Origin of the sequence: Rhodococcus sp. Q1, from assembly GCF_004153645.1 — a bacterium.
In the GTDB taxonomy this organism is placed as follows: Bacteria; Actinomycetota; Actinomycetes; order Mycobacteriales; family Mycobacteriaceae; genus Rhodococcus; species Rhodococcus gordoniae.
Genome location: NZ_SDMJ01000004.1, coordinates 511,418 through 530,633, shown reverse-complemented (window position 1 = coordinate 530,633; position 19,216 = coordinate 511,418). Strand labels below are relative to the sequence as shown.

The window sequence follows — 19,216 nt, the reverse complement described above, 5'->3', positions numbered from 1 at the left end:
CGCGCGACATGGAAACTCCTTCGTGGAAGAAGAAGCTCGCCGCCTTCGGTCTTCTGGGCGGACTCGCCGCGATCGTCGCGGTGGCACTGACGATGTTCACGGGCGGTTTCACCTCGACGGTCCCGCTCACCGTCACCTCACCGCGGTCCGGTCTGGTGATGGAACCCGACGCCAAGGTGAAGATGCGCGGCGTCGAGGTGGGGCGGGTGGCCTCGATCGAGCACACACCCGCCGGCGCGGTCCTGCAGCTCGACATGCAGCCCGGGCAGATGCAGCTCATCCCGTCGAACGCGCGGGTGGCGATCGAATCCACCACGGTCTTCGGCGCCAAGTTCGTCGACATCGTCGTCCCCGACGATCCGTCGTCCGTGCCGATGCAGGAAGGCGCCGTGATCGCGGCCGACAACGTCACCGTCGAGTTCAACACCGTCTTCGAGCACCTGTCCGACGTGCTCGCCCAGATCCAGCCCGAGAAGCTCAACGCCACCCTCGGTGCGCTGTCGGAAGCGCTCAACGGACGCGGCGATGCCCTCGGTGCGGCTCTGGTCGAGGCCGATGCGTATCTCGCCGAGATGAATCCGTCGCTCCCGCAGCTGCAGGCCGATCTCGTCTCGGCCGCACAGGTCACCGATGTCTACGCCGATACGGCGCCCGACCTCATGACCACGATCGGCAATGCCACCGATGTCGGCAACACCGTCGTCGACGAACAACAGCAACTCGATCTGCTGCTGATGAACCTCACCGGTCTCGCGAACACCGGACGGGACGTCCTGGGGGAGAACGAAGCACAGTTGACCACCGCACTCGACAGCCTGAGCCGCACCACAGGTCTGCTCGGTGAGTACTCGCCGCAATTGACCTGCTTCATCATCGGTCTCAACGACGCCCGGGTGGCGTTCGAGCCGATGGCCGGCACCGGGGAGTACGCCGCGCTGATGCTGAGCACCAGCTTCATGGGTGGCGCGACGCCGTACAACGACGCCCAGGATCTGCCGGTGGTCGGCGCGACCGGCGGACCGAGCTGCCGGGGCCTGCCGAACTTCGATCCGCGACGCGACGGTAACGCGCCGTTCGTCGTGTCGAACACCGGCGAGACGCCGTACAAGCCCGCCACGGAGGCCTGGATCCGGTACCCGACGATCTTCCAGTACCTGTTCGGCGATCAGCTCGCGGGTGGGCGGTGACCATGAGAGCGACCACCGTCAAATTCCTGATCTTCGCGGTCACGATGGCGTTGATCTTCGCCGGGCTGGCCGTCGTGTTCAGCCAGGCCCGGTTCACGGGTACCGACAACTACCGGGCGACGTTCACCGATGTGTCCGGACTCGGCACCGGCGACAAGGTCCGCATCGCCGGCGTGCAGGTCGGATCGGTACAGAAGGTCGACATCGGCCGCGACAACACCGCCGAGATCGAGTTCGACGTGGATGCGAAGCACACGCTGTTCACCGGCACCCGCGCGACCGTGCGGTACGAGAACCTCGTCGGCGACCGGTATCTCGAACTGCTCGAAGGCGCCGGCAGCGTCGACGTCCTGCCTGCCGGTGGGCACATCCCGATCGAACAGACCGAACCGGCCCTCGACCTCGATCTGCTCCTCGGCGGATTCAAGCCGCTGCTGCAAGGACTCGACGCGCAGCAGGTCAACGATCTCTCCGGTGCACTGCTGCAGGTCTTCCAGGGCCAGGGCGACACACTGGTGTCGTTACTGGGCAACACCAACTCGTTCACCAACTCCCTCGCCGACCGCGACCGGCTGATCGGCGACGTCATCGACAACCTCAACGCCGTCCTCGGCACGATCGACGACCACGACCGTGAGTTCGAGAACACGATCGAGCAACTGAGCACGCTGGTCGGCGGATTGGCCGCCGACCGCGACCCGATCGGCGCCTCGATCCCGCAGATCGCCTCCGGCACCGCCGATCTGGCCGCGTTGCTGCAGAACAATCGGCCCGATCTGCAGTCCGTCATCGCCGAGACGAACCGCACCATGACCCAACTCGATCTCGGCAAGGACGACATCAACCGCACACTCGAACGACTGCCGTCCGACTACAAGAAACTCATCCGCGTGGGTGCATACGGTAACTTCTTCCAATTCTTCCTCTGCGCCAATACTTTCAAGTTCTCCGGTCCGGACGGCACCACCATCCGGTACACCTCGGCGAACCACGACACGGGAAGGTGTGCGAAGGTCGAATGAGTGCACCCCGTGACCCCAACTACATCCGGACCGGGATCATCGGTCTGGCAGTGTCCGCGGCGATCGTGCTGGCCGGTCTGCAGTACGACCAGCTGCACTTCCTCTCCGGCGGCCTGAGCTACTCGGCGCGCTTCCAGGACGCCGGCGGTCTGGTGCCCGGCGACGACGTCATGCTCGCCGGGGTGAACGTCGGCGACGTCACCGACGTGCGCCTCGACGGTCAGGCCGTGCTGGTGAGCTTCCGCATCCGGGACGGTATCGGGCTCGGCGACACCACCGGCGCCGACATCAAGACCAACACCGTGCTCGGCCGGAAGTCGCTGGCGCTGCGCCCCGGTGGCGACGGTGTGATGCGCCCGAACTCGATCATCGGTATCGAGCACACCAATTCGCCGTACTCACTGACCGACGCTCTCGGCGACCTCACGACGACCGTCTCCGAACTCGACACCGATCGCATCAACGACTCGCTCGACGCGCTGTCGCAGACCCTCGAGAACACCCCGCCCGAGATCCAGGGCGCCCTGGAGGGCATGACCCGCCTGTCGCAGTCGATCAACGCCCGCGACGAGTCGTTGCACCAACTGCTCGAGCGTGCCGAGAGCGTGACAGGCATCCTGGCCGAGCGCAGCGACCAGGTCAACGCGCTCATCGTCGACGCGAACGCGCTGTTCGGCGAACTGAGCCTGCGCCGCGACGCCATCACCGAACTGATCGCGAACATCTCCTCCGTCTCGCGTCAGCTCACCGGGCTCGTGCAGGACAACCAGGCGCAGATGGCACCGACACTCGAGAAGCTCAACCTCGTGACGGCGAATCTGCAGGCGAACAAGGAGAACATCGCCGGGGCGCTCGACGGCCTGGGCCCGTACATCAGCGCGCTCGGGGAATCCGTCGCCAGCGGACCGTTCTTCAACGCCTACGTGTCCAACATCCTGCCGGCGCCGTGGTGGAAGGCCATCGTGGACAGCCAGGTCGCGCCCGATCTTCTCCCCGAGGATCTCCAGGACGTGATCCCGGACGGGCCCCCGACGATCAAGAGGGACGGCGAATGAGTACCGATACCGCCCCGACGACCGCCCGCCGTCGCCCGCCCCTGCTGGTGCCGGTGATCATCGGTGCCGTCGTCGTGCTCGTGCTCGGCGCCCTCGCCGTGTTCGTCCTGCCGGACCTCGGCAAACGCACGATCCACGCCGAGTTCGCGTCCACCAGCGGCCTGTACGAGGGCGACGACGTGCGGGTGCTCGGCGTCTCGGTGGGGCGCATCAGCGACATCGAACCCCGCGACGACCTCGTACAGGTGACGATGAAGGTCGACGACGGCGTCGAGATCCCGTCCGACGCGAGTGCCGTCGTCATCGCGCAGAGTCTCGTCTCGGCGCGCTTCGTCCAGCTCACCCCTGTGTACTCGGGTGGCCCGACGATCGAGGACGGCGCGACGATCCCGATGCAGCGCACGGCCTCTCCCGTGGAGTGGGACCAGATCAAGACCGAACTGATGCGATTGTCCGAAGCGCTCGGTCCCGAAGAACTCGATCCGCAGGGATCCCTCGGCCGGTTCATCGACACCGCGGCCGAGAATCTCGAGGGTAACGGGCAGACCGTGCGCGAGGCCCTTCGGGAGTTGTCGGACACGATGCGCACGCTCTCGGAGGGGCGCACCGATCTGTTCTCGACGATCCGCAACCTGCAGACCTTCGTGTCGGTCCTCTCGTCGAGCAACGAACAGATCGTGCAGTTCGGCGGTCGTCTCGCGTCGGTCTCGGACGTGCTCGCACAGAGCTCCGACCAGCTCGGTGTCTCCTTGTCCGAGTTGAACATCGCCGTCGGCGACGTACAGCGGTTCGTGCAGGACAACCGGGCCGGGCTCACCGAATCGGTGGAGCGGCTGGCCGATGCGACCGAGGTGCTGGCCCGCAAACGTCCCGAGATCGAGCGGGTGCTGCACTCCGGCCCGACCTCCCTCGCGAACTTCTACAACATCTACAAGCCGGCGCAGGGGTCGCTCACGGGCGCGCTCGCGATCAACAACCTCGCCAACCCCGTCGAGTGGATGTGCGGGTCGGTTGCGGCCGCCGCGAACGCGACCTCCGAGCGCAGCGAGGAACTGTGCCGCCAGCAACTCGGCCCGGTGCTGTCGTCCATCAACGCCAACTACCTGCCGCTGCTGGTCAATCCGCTCGCCGGTGTGCAGGCCTTCCCCGGCGACATCGTCTACACCGAACCCTGGCTCGAGGAGGCGTCGGCAGGTCGTGGCACCGCGCCCGAGCCGTCGTCCTCGGAGACCGCCTCGCCGGTCGACGGGATCCTCGGTGGCCTGCCGTCGCTGCAGGTCCCGCAGGATCTGGGTTCTCTGCTGCAGCCGGGAGGAGGGCGATGACCGGCCGCTCGATGTTCCGCCGTCTCGGCGTCGCGGCCACCGCGGTCGCGGTGAGCACGACACTCACCGCCTGCGAGTGGGACGGACTCAACTCGATTCCCATGCCCGGCAGCGCCGGACGCGGGGAGGGTGCCTACGAGGTGCAGATCCAGATGCCCAACGTGACCACCCTGACCCAGAATTCACCCGTGCGCATGGACGACGTCACCGTCGGTTCGATCTCGGGAATCGAACTCGAGGGCTGGCATGCGCTCGTGACGATCTCCCTCGACGAGGACGTGGTGGTTCCGGCCAACTCGCTCGCGCGGATCGGTCAGACGAGCCTGCTCGGATCCCAGCATCTCGAACTCGTCCCGCCCGTCGGCGAACCCCCGCAGGGCAGGCTCGAGGACGGCGATCTCATCCCGCTCGAACGCGCCGGTGCGTATCCGACCACCGAGCAGACGCTGTCGTCGCTGTCGGTGGTGCTCAACGGTGGTGGGCTCGCGCAGATCAACGACATCACCACCGAACTGAACGCGGCGCTCGTGGGCCGGGAGGACTCGATCCGGAACCTGCTGCCGCGCCTGGACGAACTGGTCTCCACTCTCGACACACAGCGCGGCGACATCATCGCGGCGTTGGAGGGCATGGACCGGCTGGCCGCGACCGTCGACGACCAGAACGCGACACTCGTCCGCGCCCTCGAGGAGTTGCCGCCCGCGCTGGAGGTGCTCTCGGATCAGCGTTCGAACCTCACCGCCGCGATGAGTTCGCTCGGTGACCTGAGCACCGTGGCGAGCCGGATCGTCGAGACCTCGAACGACGATCTGAAGGCGAACCTCGAAGGCCTCGCACCGACCTTGAAGGCCCTGGCCGACTCGGGCAGTGCCCTGACCGAGGTGCTCGGTGTGCTGCTCACCTATCCCTTCCCGCAGGCGGGTATCAACAACATCATCCGCGGCGACTACGCGAACCTCGCGATGACGATCGACCTCACCCTCGACCGCCTCGACCTGAACTTCCTGTCCGGGACGCCGCTCGCGGGACGCCTCGCCGGCCCGGAAGGAATCCTCGGCCGCGACGCGGGACTCGCCGCACAGGCGACGGACCCGTTCCGCGCACCGCTCGAACCACCCCCGCCGCCGCCTCCCGGTCCCGAAGGGAAGCTGACGATTCCCGGTATCGGGGAGATCACCATTCCCGGCCTGCCTCTGGGGGTGCCCACGCCATGATGCTCACGCGGTTCGTCCGCATCCAGCTCACGATCTTCGCGATCCTCACGGTCGTCGGACTCGTCGTGATGTCGCTGATGTACGTGAAGTTGCCGGCGCTGTTCGGGATCGGACGGTACGAGATCGTCGTCGAACTGCAGTCGACCGGCGGTCTGTATCCGCACTCGAACGTCACCTATCGCGGAAACACCGTCGGCACCGTGCGGAGCGTCGCCCTGTCGCCGACAGGGGTCGAGGCGTTGCTGTCCATCGACAGCGACGCGAAGATTCCCGCCGACGTGGACGCGGCGGTGCGCAGCGTCTCGGCCGTCGGCGAACAGTACGTCGATCTCGTTCCCCGAGCCGAAGGTGCGGATGGTGAGCGTCTCGCCGACGGCGACGTGATCCCGGCCGACCGCACGAGCGTGCCGCAGGAGGTCGGTGCCCTGCTCGACCAGGCCGACGTGTTGCTCGCCTCGATCAGCGACACCCGGCTGCAGACCGTGGTGGACGAGGCGTTCGCCGCGTTCAACGGTTCCGGACCCGAACTGCAGGAACTGATCGACTCGACACGCCTGTTCGTCCAGGAGGCCTCGGCGAACAGCGCCGAGACACGACAGCTGATCGATCAGATCGGTCCGTTGCTCGACACGCAGGTGGTCACGAGCGATGCGATCCGGTCGTGGACGCGTGACATGGTCACCTTCACCGACCGCCTGCGCGAGAGCGACCCCGACCTGCGAGCCCTGCTCGACGTCGGACCGGGTGCCGCCGCCGAAACCGAATCCCTGTTGCAGGAACTGAAACCGACCCTGCCGTTGCTGCTCGCGAATCTGGTGAGTGTCGGCGAGGTGGGCGTGGTCTACAACGCCGGCATCGAGCAGATCCTGGTGCTGTACCCGCCGATGACGACGGCTCTGATCACGGCCGCCGGTGCCGGCCCGCCCGAGGACGGCGCCGTGGTGGACTTCCACCTGCAGGTCAACGATCCGCCGCCGTGCCTGGCAGGTTTCGTGCCGCCGGAGCAGTGGCGCAGTCCGGCCGATACCTCCGTGGTCGACACACCCGGCGACATCTTCTGTCAACTGCCGCAGGATTATCCGAACGCGGTCCGCGGCGCCCGGAACGTGCCGTGCATGGAATATCCGGGTCGTCGGGCACCGACACCGGAGATGTGCCGCACCGGATACAGCCCTACCTATTCGGACAATCCGTGGACCGGACCGCCGACACCGGTGGCCTCGGAGAACGTCGCACCCACACCCGCTTCCTACGGTGAGCGCGGCGACACGGCTCCCGCCGGGGTCGCGGCGCGACGGATCGATCCGGAGACCGGGACGTACATTGGTCCCGACGGCACCGTGTACACACATGCCGACCTCGGTGGAGATCGGAGCTTGGAGAGTTACATGAAGGCGCAGCAGGGCTGATGACGGACGAGATCGACAAGAAGACGAAGCCGGCATGGGCGAAGCCGGTCGCGGTGATCGCGTCCGTACTGGTCGTCGCGCTCGTCGCGGCCGGTGCCTGGCTCATCGTCGACAGGCAGTCCGCGAACGAACGCGACGAGAAGCGGGAGGCGTACCTGCAGGCCGCGCGGCAGACGGTGCTCAACCTGACCACGATCAGCGCCGATTCCGCCGACGCCGACGTCGCACGTCTGCTCGAAGGCGCGACGGGCGACTTCGCGGCCGAGTTCGAGGGCCGCGAAGGGCCTTTCGTGGAGGTCGTGCAGCAGGCCGGGGTCGACACCACCGGTGAGGTCCTCGAAGCGGGAATCCAGAACGAGGACGGCACGTGCGCGTCGTCGCTCGTCGCTTCCCGTGCGATGGTGAGCAACGCCGATCAGGCCGAACCCGAAGCACGCGATTTCCGTCTGCGGGTGACGATCTGCGACGAGAACGGGAAATTGCTGGCATCGAAGGTGGAGTTCGTGCCGTGACCGACGAGAAGGACGATCGCGTGACGCTCGACAAGACGGCCGACGAAGCCGTGTCGGGTCAGGCTGTGGACACGGGCGGCGGATCCACCACCGCGGAGACTCCCACCCCCGACGCCCCTGCCTCGGACCCCATATCGGATTCGCAGACCTCGTACCTTCCGCACATCGCGATCGGATTGTCGATCGTGGCGCTGGTTTTCGCGGTCCTGGTGGGTTGGCTCGCCTACGGCGCCGTCCAGCAGTCCGCCGCCGAGGCGGCGCGGACCGAGGCGCGGGTCGCGGCGGAGGAACAGGCGGTCGCGATGCTCGCCTACACCCACGACCAGGTGGACGCGCAGATCGAAGCCGCCACGGAAGGCCTCACCGGCGACTTCCGCGACGAGTACACGAATCTGATGAAGAACATCATCGCGCCGGGCGCCAAGGAGAAAGCGATCAGCGTCCAGGTGAGCGTGCAGGCGTCCTCGGTGGTCTCCGCAGACGCCGACAACGCCGTGACCCTGCTGTTCCTCAACCAGATCACGACGAGTTCGGAGAACCCCGAAGCGGTGAGCAGTGGCAGCCGGGTGCGCGTCGAACTCGAAAAGCAGGACGGACGCTGGCTCGTGGGCCGGCTGACTCCGATCTAGGAGCAGAGAGCCGTCAGGACGGGTCGGGTTCGCCGACCTCGTCGGGCGCGATCAGGGCGCGCCCGGCAGCGCCGGTGTTGGCGAGAGTGTCGAGGAACGAACGGGCCCAACGATTCACGTCGTGGGTGAGTACCTGACGGCGCAGGGCTCGCATCCTCTTACGACCGTCCTCGCGCGGCACCTCGATCGCCGCCTGGATCTTGTCCTTGACGTCGTCGAGGTCGTGCGGGTTGCACAGGAGGGCCTGGCGCAGTTCTGCTGCGGCACCGGTGAATTCGCTGAGCACCAGCGCACCGCCGAGATCGCTGCGACATGCGATGTACTCCTTGGCGACGAGATTCATGCCGTCGCGCAGCGGGGTCACCAACATGACGTCGGCAGCGACGAAGAACGCGATGAGCTCGTCGCGGGGGACGGGGCGGTGGATGTAGTGCACCACCGGGCGTCCCACCTCGGCGTACTCGCCGTTGATGCGACTGACCGTCCGCTCGATCTCGCCGCGCATGTGGACATAGGAATCGACGCGTTCCCGGCTCGGGGTGGCGAGCTGCACCATCACGGTGTCCTTCGGGTCCATGCGGCCCTCGGCAAGAAGTTCGTGCACCGCATCGAGCCGCACGTCGATGCCCTTCGTGTAGTCGAGCCGGTCGACACCGAGCAGGATCTTCTTCGGATTGCCGAGTTCCTTGCGCAACGCCTTGGCGCGGTCGCGGATCGCCTTGCTCCGCGACTGCTGGTCGAGCCGGCCCGACTCGATGGAGATGGGGAAGGCGCCCACGCGCACCGACCGGAAGCCGACCTGGACCACGCCGAGCTTCGACCGGATGCCGATGTTGCCGCGCGAGGTCTGCGCTCCCGCCAGGCGTCGTGCGAGGTACAGGAAGTTCTGTGCACCGCCGGGGAGGTGGAAGCCGATGAGATCGGCGCCGAGGAGCCCCTCGACGATCTCGGTGCGCCACGGCAACTGCATGAACAGTTCGATCGGCGGGAACGGGATGTGCAGGAAGAACCCGATCGTCAGGTCGGGGCGAAGCATCCGCAGCATCTTCGGCACCAGCTGCAGCTGGTAGTCCTGGATCCAGACGGTCGCGCCCTCCGCGGCGGCCTCGGCGGTCTCCTCGGCGAAACGCCGGTTGATCTCGACGTAGGAGTTCCACCATTCGCGCCGGTACTCCGGCCGCACGATCACGTCGTGGTAGAGCGGCCACAGGGTGGCGTTGGAGAACCCCTCGTAGTAGTCGGCGATGTCTTCGGTGCTCAACCTCACCGAATGCAGGGTGAGGCCGTCCTCGACGATGATGCCGGACTCGGCGTCGGCCACGCCGGCCCAGCCGACCCAGGCACCGTTGTTCGACCGCAGGATCGGCTCGAGCGCGGTGACGAGCCCACCGGGGCTGCGCTTCCAGCGGGTGGTGCCGTCGGGAACCCGTTCGAGATCGACCGGCAGGCGATTGGCGACGACCACGAAGTCCGACCCGGCATGCGAGTCATGGTTCCCCGCTGCGTCCGCTTCGCCTGCTGTCACGTTCTGGTCCTCTTTCGGCCGGGTGGTGTGGTGCTCGTCAGTGCTTGTCGCTGGGGCCGATGCCGAGCATCGCCAGCAGCATGCGGCATTCGTCCGCGTTCTCTGCGTAGGCGGCGACGACTCGCTGCGCCTGTCGTGCGGTTTCGTCGGCGACGGGTTCGAGATCCTCGTCGGCGATGTCGTTCGCGGTCGTCGGGTCCGCGGCCATGATGTCCTCCCGGGGTCGCTGCTCTGTGCGAGCACGCATCGTCCTTCGACTCTAGGAGAATCGGACAGCTCGCCGCCACCCGCCTTCCGTGGACCGTCCTGGCGCGGTCCTGCAGTTCTCCGTCGCGGTACCGTAGGACGGTCGTGTGTGAGCGCAGCGCCCCGTGTACGTGCGGCGTGTACTCGCAGGACACGACGTCACGGCGCCGACCCGCGGCGCACCACCGCGCTTTCGTCGAGGAAGGTATTCATGCCCATCGCCACCGTGAACGGCATCCCGCTGAACTACCAGGTCAAGGGGACGGGTGATCTCGTCGTCCTCATCATGGGCACGGGCAGTCCGGGACGCGTGTGGGACCTGCACCAGGTGCCCGCGCTCGTGAAGGCCGGCTACCGGGTCGCCACCTTCGACAACCGCGGCATCGCGCCGTCGGGCGAGAGCCTCGGCGGGATGACCATCGACGACCTGGTGAAGGATACGGCCGGGTTGATCGAACTGCTCGGCGGTCCGGCCTATGTGATCGGCACGTCGATGGGTGCGCGTGTAGCGCAGGAGCTGGCGCTCGCCCGCCCGGACCTGGTCCGCAAGGCCGCCTTCCTCGCCGGGCACGCCCGCATGGACCAGTTCCAGCTGACGCTCACCGAGGGGGAGCGGCAGCTCTACGACAGCGGTGTCGAGTTGCCGCCGAAGTATCAGGCCGCCGTGACGGCCGTGATGAATCTGTCGCCGGCGTCGCTGGCCGATGAGCACACCGCTCGCGACTGGCTGGACGTCTTCGAATTCAGCGGCGGAAAGGTGTCGGCGGGTGTGCGCGCGCAGCTCGGCATGGACCGCGACTTCGACCGGCGCGCGGCCTACCGGGACATCACGGTGCCGTGCCTGGCGGTCGGGTTCGCCGACGACCGGATGATCCCGGCCTACCTGTCGCGCGAGGTGGCGGACGCCATCCCGGGTGCGCGTTACGAGGAGATCCCGGACGCGGGGCACTACGGCTATCTCGAGCGGCCCGAGGCGGTCAACAAGATCCTGGTGGACTTCCTGGGTTCGTGAGGAAGCTCCGCAGGGGGAATCCGTAAGCGGGCGCGGTGGAATCGGCGACGATCCACCGCGCCCGTCGTCTGTGGACTGCGACGAGGATCCTTGCGATCGGGGAGATCGGGACGTCCCTGCGGACCGTCGGGCACTGGTACGCTCACCGAACAAAGGTTAGCCTGGGCTACCTTCGAGTCTCGTACGAACCGATCACGGGCCGATCCGGCCCCCCTAGTACGAAAGTTGAGTGATGACCGACCGTTCCAGCCTTGTCGCCGATGACGCGGGGAGGTCGGAGGGCAACTCGCAAGGAGACGTCTTCGACCTCGTCGGTATCGGTTTCGGCCCCTCGAACCTGGCGCTCGCGATCGCCGTCGAGGAGCACAACACCGACAATCCCTCCGCGGCGATCCGGTCACGCTTCTTCGAACGGCAGTCGGCCTTCGCCTGGCACCCGGGCATGTTGCTCGAGGGCGCCACGATGCAGATCGCGTTCCCCAAGGATCTGGTCACCTTCCGCAACCCCACGAGCTCGTACAGTTTCTTCTCCTACCTGCACGATCGTGGCCGTCTCGTGGACTTCGTCAATCACCAGACGTTCTTCCCCACGCGCCACGAGTTCCAGGACTACCTGCAGTGGGCGGCCGCGCGTGTCGACGCCGACGTCCGCTACGGAACCGAGGTGGTCTCGGTCGAGACCGTCCACAACCACAACGGGGTCGCCGACCTCGTCGCCGTGCGGACCGCCGATGGAAACGTCGTGTACGCGCACAGCATCGTGGTCGGGGTCGGGTTGCGCGCCCGCCTCCCGAAGTGGGCGACCGCGTCGGCCCGCTGCTTCCACAACCACCACTTCCTCGTCCACATCGAAGACATGCCGGAGCCGCACCACCAGCGCTTCGTGGTGGTCGGTGCCGGACAGAGCGCCGCCGAGGTCGTGCAGTACCTGCACACGCACTACCCGCACGCCGAGGTCCACAACATCTTCAACCGCTTCGGATACAGCCCCGCCGACGACAGCCCGTACGCGAACCGCATCTTCGACCCGCAGGTCGTGGACGAACTGCATGCGGCCCCGCTGTCGGAGCGAGAGCGTCTGCTCGCCCTGCACCGCAGCACCAACTACTCGGTCGTGTCCCCGGAACTCATCGAGGCCCTGTACGCGACCGAGTACCGCGAGCGGGTCAGCGGCCGCCGCCGCCTGTTCCTGCGTCGTGCCTCGGAGGTCGTGGCGGCGATCGAGTACGACGGAGGGGTCACCGTCGAGGTCCGCAACAATCTCGAAGGTGACATCGAGACGCTCGAGTGCGACGCGGTGGTCCTCGCGACCGGCTTCGAACCGACATCCCTGCAGCCGCTGCTCGGCGATCTCGCGCCCGAATCTCCCGTCCTGTCCGTCGCCCGCGACTACCGTCTGCCGCTGCTCGAGGGCATCACGGCCGACATCTACCTGCAGGGCGGCACCGAGAAGACACACGGTCCGACCGCGTCGCTGCTGTCCAACGCAGCAATCCGCGCGGGGGAGATCCTGACCTCGATCGTCGAACGCCGGGAGCTTCGCCTGCCCGGAGCCGGGGGCGGAATCGACGAGCTTGGTAGGATATCGGACCATCACACCTACGCAACAAGTGAGGCGAGATGAGCACGAATCCATTTGACGACGAAGATGGCCGCTTCTACGTCCTCATCAACGATGAGGAGCAGTACTCGCTGTGGCCGACCTTCGCCGAGGTTCCGCAGGGGTGGCGGGTGGTATTCGGCGAAGAGTCGCGCGCCGCTTGCGTCGAGTACGTCGAGCAGAATTGGACCGACATGCGTCCGAAGAGCCTTCGCGACGCAATGGAAGCCGACGAGAAGGCCCGCCAGGGCAGCTGAACGCTTCCGTCAGATCCGCCGAGAGTCACGCCCGCGCCGAAAGCGCAGCGTGGCTCTCGTCGTTTGTACGGACGATGCGACCTCCCGGCCCGACGACCCCTGCGAAGTGACGGGGATCGGACCCGTCGCCAGCGGACCCGACCCGATCGGGCCGGTGGGTATGGGTCCTGTCGCGATCGGACCCGTCGCGATCGGGCCTGTTGCGATCGGTCCTGTTGCGATCGGTCCGGTTCCGGGAGCGGTGGGTATCGGTCCGGTATGCAGCGACCTCACCGGGATCGGACCCGTGGCGGGCCCCGGCGCCGGCCGCCACACCGGGCGGTTCTTGTCGAGTCGGATCCGGGGGATCCGCCGCAGTTGCGGGCGGCGCAGCGCGCCGACCCGGAGGAGACCCCGGGGGTTCCGGGTGCGGCGGGCGAGCCATTCACCGAGCGTGACACCGGCAGCGAGCGCACAACCGATCCCGAACGCCGAGAACAGCGCCGTCATGCCGGTGGACATCTGGTTGCGGAGCATGGCGTAGAGGCCGCGGTACAGGGCGAGACCGGGCAGCAGCGGCGTGATGCCGGCGACCGCGACGACCAGCGGCGGCGTGAGCGCGCGGCGGGCCATCAGACCACCTGCGAAACCGATGGTGGTCGCGGCGAGGGCCGACGAGATGATGGGGCCGAGCGACAGTCCGAGCGCGAGCTGGTAGCCCAGGCTGCCGGTGGCGCCGGCAAGCGCGGCGACCGTGAGGGCCCGACGCTCGGCGTAGCAGGCGAGGGCGTAGAACAGCGCAGCCGCGGCGCCGGCGAGGATCTTCGTCGGCAGCTGCGTGAGGTCGGGTAGGGCTTCGTAGCTGATGAGGGGAAGTTCGGCGCCGAACACCGAGGCGATCCGCAGGGTCGTCGCGACGCCCGCGATGATCCCGCCCGTCATCATCAGCACCTCGAAGAAGCGCGCCGACGCCGTGATCGGGGCACCGGTGATGGCGTCCTGCACCGACCCGACGAGCGACAGCCCGGACAGCAGCACCGTCACCCCGGCCGCGATGATCAGTCCGGGGGAGACTTCGACGCCGATGGTCTCCCGTATGCCGTACAGCGTGATCGCGGGGGCCGTGGCGATGATGCCGCCCACCAGGTGCTGGAAGAAGAACGGCAGGCCGGCCGCGTTGAGTTTGCGGTTGACGCGGTCGATGACGAAGGTCGAGCCGAAGGCGACGAGAGCGACCAGCGCGTCGCCGCCGAGGAGCACGGCGATCGACGCGGCCATGGCCGACCACGCGATCGTCGCCACCCAGCGGTTGTACGGATGCGCCTTGGTGGTGATGGCGAGCAGTTCCTCGTGCGCCTGTGCGGGGGAGATCGCGTCGCGGCGGATGCGGCGGGTCAGGCGGTCGACAGCCGCGAGTCGCGTGAAGTCCATCGAGCGGTAGTGCACCACCCGCATCGTGCTCGACGGCGGCATCGTCGGTCCGCGATAGGCCGACAGCACGATCGAGTTGTAGGTGACATCGACGTCGCACTGCGCCAGACCGTAGGTGGCGGCGACGAACCGCACCTGCTCGGCGGTGTCGATCGCACCCGTGCCCGAGGCGAGAAGAACCTCACCGACGCGCACGGCCACGTCGAGTGCCTCGGCGACCACCGCATCGTCGGTCAGATCGATCGGCTGCAGTGGGGCCGGTGCTTCGGTGACCGCGTCGATGGTCGCGCGGCGGGTACCGAGAACCCGATCGAGGAAGTCGTCGAAGCGGATCACCGTCCGCGGCCTCCGGTACGGCTGGGGGAAACGGAGAAGGCGGGCATGGAATCCACCGTAACGAAGGCGGGTGGGTGCGCGCCGAGAGTGTGACGCGCTATATGATGGCGTCGCTCACGGGTCGTCCGCGGCCTTCGAGTTCAGTGCCTCCTTAGCTCAGTGGTAGAGCACTCGCCTTGTAAGCGAGCGGTCGTCAGTTCAATCCTGACAGGGGGCTCCACCGAGGTCTCCTCGTGCTCGGCACGGAAGGCCTGTCGCGTACAGCGCGCGGGCCTGTCTCATGCGGTGGTGCTGTGAACCGCTGCGAAGATCACGAAGACGGCGAACAGTGCCGCGGCACCCAGACAAGCACCGACCAGAGCCTCACGAGGATTCGTCGCCGTGCCCTTGTCGACACGTTCGAGACCGACCCACCCGCACACCACGGCGACCAGCCCGACAGGGATCGCGACGAAGTCCCCGATGACGGGGACGAACGCGAAGACGAGGGCGACGATCCCTGCGATCAGTGCCGCAGTCCCGGCACCGTTGCGCGGAGGAGGGGGAACGGGCGGAGCCGGGGGAACGGGTAGATCTTCGTGCATGGGGCCTCCGCTCGCAGGTCGGTACTCGGCTGTCGTCCCGGGGTTGTCAGGCCTCGAACAGCGAACGACCCCAATAGTCTTCACCCTCCGTTCCGGGTGGGCATGCGAAGACGGCCGACCCGACGTGCTGGATGTACTCGTTCAGTCCGTCGTGCCGTGCGAGTTCGAGTTGCATCGGCACGAACTGTTCGAGCGGGTTGCGGCAGAAGGCGACGAAGAACAGCCCGGCGTCGAGGTGGCCGAGTCCGTCGGATCCGTCGGTGAAGTTGTAGCCGCGTCGCAGGATCCGGATGCCCCCGAGATGCTGAGCGGACGCGAGCCGCACGTGGGCGGTGGCGGGAACGAACGGACCGTCCGGGCCGCTCGACTCGAGGTCGAGTTCGTCGAACTCGTTCGTCCGGCCGAGCGGTGCACCTTCCCGCTTGTCGCGTCCGATGACCGCTTCCTGCTCGCCCAGCACGGCCCGGTCCCACTGTTCGATGAACATCCGGATGCGCCGCGCCACCAGATAGGTTCCGCCCGCCAGCCATGCCTGGTCGTCGTCCGGCGCCACCCACACCGATTCGGTGAGGGCCTGCGGATCCTCGGCCTTGAGGTTGTTCGTGCCGTCCTTGAAACCGAACAGGTTCCGGGGCGTGGTCTGGGACGTCGAGGTGGAGGAGGTACGGCCGAATCCCAGCTGCGACCATCGCACCGAGGCCGTGCCGAAGGCGACCCGCGCGAGATTGCGGATGGCGTGGACCGCGACCTGCGGATCGTCCGAACACGCCTGGATCGCGATGTCACCGCCACTGCGGGCCGGATCCAGGTTGTCGGCGGGAAAATGTGGAAGATCCACCAGCGCGGCGGGTTTCAGGTGGGCGAGGCCGAAGCGATCGTCGAACAACGACGGTCCGAAGCCGATGGTGAGAGTCAGCCGGGAGGCCGCCAGGTCCAGAGCCTCACCGGTATCGCTCGGCGGGTGATGGATACCCTCGCCGGTCGCACCGTCCTCGGTGGCCTCGAGCCCCGAGGTCATCCGTTCGGCCATCGCGGTCCACGTCTTCAGCAAGGCGATCAGTTCGTCACGGTCGCGTGTGGTCACGTCGAAGGCGACGAAGTGCATGCGGTCCTGGGCGGGAGTGACGATTCCGGCCTGGTGCTCGCCCCGGAACGGGACCACACCATCGGCGGCCACGTTCTCCGGTGAGGGAGCGGTGACGCGGCCGACCACCGCACCGGTTCCGGCGAGCACGGCACCGGCACCTGCCGCGCCGAGCAACCGGCGGCGCGAGACGAGGGGGGAGGAGCCGGAGCCGGTCACAGGCCCGCCGCTTCCGCCACGACCCCTTGCACCCTGCTCACCTCGGCGGACAGCGCATCGATCAGTCGTGACAGTTCCTGACGCTGCGGTTCGGTGACCGTGTCGTACGAGACGAAACCGTCACCCACCCGGTATCGGGCCAGTGCTGCATCGAGATCCGCGAACCGGGCGTCGATGGCGGTGCCGAGTGCCGTGTCGTGTTCGTCGATGATCGGTCGCACTGCGGCGACGGCGGCCTGCGAGCCGTCGACGTTCGCCTGGAAGTCGTACAGGTCGGTGTGCGAGAAGATGTCCTCCTCGCCGGTGATCTTCGACGTGGAGATCTCGTCGAGCAGACCCTGCGCGTCGCCTGCGATCCGGGTGGGATCGACGACGTAGTCCTCCGCGTTCACCAGGGCGGCCAGCTCTGCGACGTCGGCAGCGAGCCGGTCGGCGATCGTGCCGGTGTCGGGTTGCGGACCGGTCACCCACAGGTCTTTCTCGAGACGGTGGAAGCCCGTCCACTCCTGCCCCGGCTCGAGGTCGGCTTCGCGCAGGTCCAGACGCGGATCGAGATCGCCGAAGCTCTCCGCCTCGGGCTCGATCCGTTCGAAGTGGGTACGGGTGAGCGGAAACAGCCGCTTCGCCTCGCCGACGTCGTTCGCGTGGACCGCTGCGACGAACCCGCCGGTGGCGGTGACCAGCGCGTCGGCCTCGCTCCGGATGTAGCGGCGATACCCGTCGGCCGCCTCCGTGAGCGTGTCCTCGGCGCCCGTCGCGGCCTGCGAATCGCCCGTCACGGTGAACGGTTGCCGGATGCCCTCGCCCGCCATGTCCGGCCGGCAGGACAGTTCGTAGTCGCCGGGCTCGGGGATGTTCACGATGAGCTGCCGGGTCAGTCCCGGACCGATGTTCTCGACCTCGCCCACCGCACGATCCCCGGCCGCGAATACGTAGAACTCGGTGATCTTCGAGCCGTTGTTGGTGACGGTGAACGTCGAATGCCCTGTGACACCCTCGGTGGCGGACACCTCACAGGACGAATCCGTCGCGGTCACCGAGACGGCTCCCGGATCGGATGTCGCTTTCTCGGTGCACCCGGCGAGGATGAGCGGGAGGACAGCGGTCGACGCGAGGAAGCAGGTGGTGCGGCGCATCTACGAGAGCCTTTCGGGACGAGCGTGTGAGGTCGCGGCAAGAACGGGACGATCGCAGCCACCCCGGCGGCTGCGCCGCCGCGGCCGGACCGCACCCGCTGTGAGGCTCGAGGCGGCGCATCGACGGCGAACGGCATCATGAAGCGTTCCTGCTTAGGTGAGGCGAACCTTTGATATCGGAACGTCAACATACACCCGGGCGACACTGCTGCGGGAGGGGCTCCGGTCCACGAATGCAGGGAAGTCGTCGCTCGACGGCCGGCGGACGGCGCTTCGGCCGATGTCCGGACGGAGCGGCGACCGGCGTGAGCATGCGGTCGTGCCGTTCGACGTCAGGTCCGCAGACCGACGCGGGCGTGCAGGAGCGTCGGCGCATCCGTCTCTTCTTCCGTCCCACACGCGACAGCGCCGCTGTCGAGCGATGCGAAAGATGTGAACGGGTCGGATGTCAGGGCTGCACCGGAGGCCGGGGCTGCGCCGGGTGTCAGGATTTCGAGGACTCGAATGCGTCCATGTCGACGAATATCAGCCGTCCGTCCTCGAGGGCCACGGCCCAGCGGCGCACCGGAGCCCAGTCGCGGCCCAGCTGGTCGCCCACCGCTTCCTGGGCCGGACCGAAGTCTTCGACGATCGTGCCGCGGCAGGCATCGTCGCCCGCGACACCCGCGCGTACGACGACCTTCGCGCCCACAGCAGGTTTCGGGGGAGTGTTCGAGGATCCGGCCATAACTCGAATCATGCCATCGGGAGAAGGGAACGACCGGAGAACAGGGATCATTCGCGCCGATATCACACGATGGCCGGGTGAAATATCCGATTTGCTTGTTTCGGTCGTCCCGATACCACTTCGTCCACGCCGGGCGACGTGGACGAAGTGGACGAAGTGGAGGAGCCGGCGATCAGCGCAACGCGAGCTTCGCGCGCGCCTGGTCGGCGAACTCGGAATCGACCATGAGGTCGTAGCGGGTGGCCTCGATGCTCTTCCGCGAGACGAAGTCGCGGCGCCCTCCGGTGCTCCAGTGGGTGACGAAGCCGAGTGATCCTCCCCATACGGCACCGACGGCGACGGCGGCGAGGATCACGGCGGCCATACCGGTGGCCGGGAGGAACAATGCCAGGAGCAGGCCGAAGAGCAGGCCGGTCCAGATGCCTGCGGCGGTACCGCGGAGCGCGGCCCTGCCGGTGGTCATCCGGCCTTCGATGTGTTCGACGGTGGTGACCCCCTGCCCGACGACGCGCAGGTATTCGACCGGGAAGCCTTCGTCGGACAGGTGGTCGATGGCCCGCTCGACCGCGGCGTAGGTGCGGTAGCTCTCGAGGAGGGTTTCGGATTCGGCGTCGTGCACGGGTGCAGGCGCGTAGATATCTGTCATGCGTTCCCCTATCGTCGACAATTGGAACGATACGCTCATCGTAGCGTATCGTTTCGTAGTGTTTGATTCGGGGTCTTCTTT

The 19,216-nt window shown here is 67.3% G+C and carries 18 protein-coding genes, 1 tRNA gene and 1 pseudogene; 12 read left to right on the top strand and 8 right to left on the bottom strand.

What is annotated here, in order from left to right; translation table 11 throughout:
• The first annotated feature begins 8 nt into the window (after window positions 1-8).
• From EQ874_RS14740 to EQ874_RS14705, 8 genes are read left to right on the top strand one after another with little or no spacing between them, the layout of a single operon-like run.
• Window positions 9-1,187 (top strand): MCE family protein, encoded by a 1,179-nt coding sequence (locus EQ874_RS14740; protein ID WP_016933358.1) that lies wholly within the window; start codon window positions 9-11, stop codon window positions 1,185-1,187.
• Between the two features lie 2 nt (window positions 1,188-1,189).
• Window positions 1,190-2,209 carry an MCE family protein gene (locus EQ874_RS14735; protein WP_129977211.1) on the top strand — a complete coding sequence of 340 codons (1,020 nt, stop codon included), beginning with the start codon at window positions 1,190-1,192 and terminating at the stop codon, window positions 2,207-2,209.
• Window positions 2,206-3,264: an MCE family protein gene (locus EQ874_RS14730; protein ID WP_064063485.1), complete on the top strand. Its 1,059-nt coding sequence runs from the start codon at window positions 2,206-2,208 to the stop codon at window positions 3,262-3,264. Before EQ874_RS14735 ends, EQ874_RS14730 begins: the two co-directional genes overlap by 4 nt.
• The gene (locus tag EQ874_RS14725; protein ID WP_064063486.1) at window positions 3,261-4,589 is read left to right on the top strand and encodes an MCE family protein; all 1,329 of its coding nucleotides are present in this window, start codon (window positions 3,261-3,263) and stop codon (window positions 4,587-4,589) included. The genes EQ874_RS14730 and EQ874_RS14725 overlap by 4 nt, the downstream gene beginning before the upstream one ends.
• The gene (locus EQ874_RS14720) at window positions 4,586-5,803 is read left to right on the top strand and encodes an MCE family protein (protein ID WP_064063487.1); all 1,218 of its coding nucleotides are present in this window, start codon (window positions 4,586-4,588) and stop codon (window positions 5,801-5,803) included. Before EQ874_RS14725 ends, EQ874_RS14720 begins: the two co-directional genes overlap by 4 nt.
• The gene (locus EQ874_RS14715) at window positions 5,800-7,212 is read left to right on the top strand and encodes an MlaD family protein (protein ID WP_129977210.1); all 1,413 of its coding nucleotides are present in this window, start codon (window positions 5,800-5,802) and stop codon (window positions 7,210-7,212) included. Before EQ874_RS14720 ends, EQ874_RS14715 begins: the two co-directional genes overlap by 4 nt.
• Entirely contained in the window at window positions 7,212-7,724 is a 513-nt protein-coding gene (locus EQ874_RS14710; RefSeq protein ID WP_129977209.1) for a hypothetical protein, read from the top strand. The genes EQ874_RS14715 and EQ874_RS14710 overlap by 1 nt, the downstream gene beginning before the upstream one ends.
• Complete coding sequence (locus EQ874_RS14705) at window positions 7,721-8,353, top strand: twin-arginine translocation pathway signal (RefSeq protein WP_129977208.1); 633 nt, start codon at window positions 7,721-7,723, stop codon at window positions 8,351-8,353. The genes EQ874_RS14710 and EQ874_RS14705 overlap by 4 nt, the downstream gene beginning before the upstream one ends.
• 13 nt (window positions 8,354-8,366) lie before the next feature.
• On the opposite strand, the gene EQ874_RS14700 is transcribed toward EQ874_RS14705, so the two are convergent.
• A complete protein-coding gene (locus EQ874_RS14700) occupies window positions 8,367-9,878 on the bottom strand; it encodes a trehalose-6-phosphate synthase (RefSeq protein WP_064064461.1) in 1,512 nt (503 codons plus the stop codon).
• Between the two features lie 37 nt (window positions 9,879-9,915).
• Complete coding sequence (locus EQ874_RS14695) at window positions 9,916-10,125, bottom strand: hypothetical protein (RefSeq protein ID WP_016932045.1); 210 nt, start codon at window positions 10,123-10,125, stop codon at window positions 9,916-9,918.
• A gap of 210 nt (window positions 10,126-10,335) precedes the next feature.
• Here EQ874_RS14695 and EQ874_RS14690 point away from each other — a divergent pair, with 210 nt between their 5' ends.
• From EQ874_RS14690 to EQ874_RS14680, 3 genes are all read left to right on the top strand, one after another.
• Window positions 10,336-11,136: an alpha/beta fold hydrolase gene (locus EQ874_RS14690; RefSeq protein ID WP_016932044.1), complete on the top strand. Its 801-nt coding sequence runs from the start codon at window positions 10,336-10,338 to the stop codon at window positions 11,134-11,136.
• Window positions 11,137-11,368: 232 nt separating this feature from the next.
• Window positions 11,369-12,760 (top strand): SidA/IucD/PvdA family monooxygenase, encoded by a 1,392-nt coding sequence (locus EQ874_RS14685; protein ID WP_129977207.1) that lies wholly within the window; start codon window positions 11,369-11,371, stop codon window positions 12,758-12,760.
• Window positions 12,757-12,993 carry an MbtH family protein gene (locus EQ874_RS14680; RefSeq protein ID WP_006551884.1) on the top strand — a complete coding sequence of 79 codons (237 nt, stop codon included), beginning with the start codon at window positions 12,757-12,759 and terminating at the stop codon, window positions 12,991-12,993. The genes EQ874_RS14685 and EQ874_RS14680 overlap by 4 nt, the downstream gene beginning before the upstream one ends.
• Before the next feature lie 351 nt (window positions 12,994-13,344).
• Here EQ874_RS14680 and EQ874_RS14675 read toward each other — a convergent pair.
• A pseudogene (locus EQ874_RS14675) lies at window positions 13,345-14,739 on the bottom strand (threonine/serine exporter family protein); the annotation flags it as partial.
• Between the two features lie 145 nt (window positions 14,740-14,884).
• Between EQ874_RS14675 and EQ874_RS14670 the strand changes: the two are divergent.
• A tRNA-Thr gene (locus EQ874_RS14670) sits at window positions 14,885-14,959 on the top strand.
• Between the two features lie 58 nt (window positions 14,960-15,017).
• On the opposite strand, the gene EQ874_RS14665 is transcribed toward EQ874_RS14670, so the two are convergent.
• From EQ874_RS14665 to EQ874_RS14645, 5 genes are all read right to left on the bottom strand, one after another.
• Entirely contained in the window at window positions 15,018-15,323 is a 306-nt protein-coding gene (locus EQ874_RS14665) for a hypothetical protein (RefSeq protein WP_016932041.1), read from the bottom strand.
• 46 nt (window positions 15,324-15,369) lie between these two features.
• Complete coding sequence (gene efeB / locus EQ874_RS14660) at window positions 15,370-16,626, bottom strand: iron uptake transporter deferrochelatase/peroxidase subunit (protein WP_129977205.1); 1,257 nt, start codon at window positions 16,624-16,626, stop codon at window positions 15,370-15,372.
• Window positions 16,623-17,762 carry an iron uptake system protein EfeO gene (gene efeO, locus EQ874_RS14655; RefSeq protein ID WP_129977204.1) on the bottom strand — a complete coding sequence of 380 codons (1,140 nt, stop codon included), beginning with the start codon at window positions 17,760-17,762 and terminating at the stop codon, window positions 16,623-16,625. Before efeO ends, efeB begins: the two co-directional genes overlap by 4 nt.
• A 484-nt stretch (window positions 17,763-18,246) precedes the next feature.
• Complete coding sequence (locus EQ874_RS14650; RefSeq protein WP_084421830.1) at window positions 18,247-18,453, bottom strand: hypothetical protein; 207 nt, start codon at window positions 18,451-18,453, stop codon at window positions 18,247-18,249.
• A gap of 208 nt (window positions 18,454-18,661) precedes the next feature.
• The gene (locus EQ874_RS14645; protein ID WP_064063083.1) at window positions 18,662-19,135 is read right to left on the bottom strand and encodes a general stress protein; all 474 of its coding nucleotides are present in this window, start codon (window positions 19,133-19,135) and stop codon (window positions 18,662-18,664) included.
• Between the last annotated feature and the right edge of the window lie 81 nt (window positions 19,136-19,216).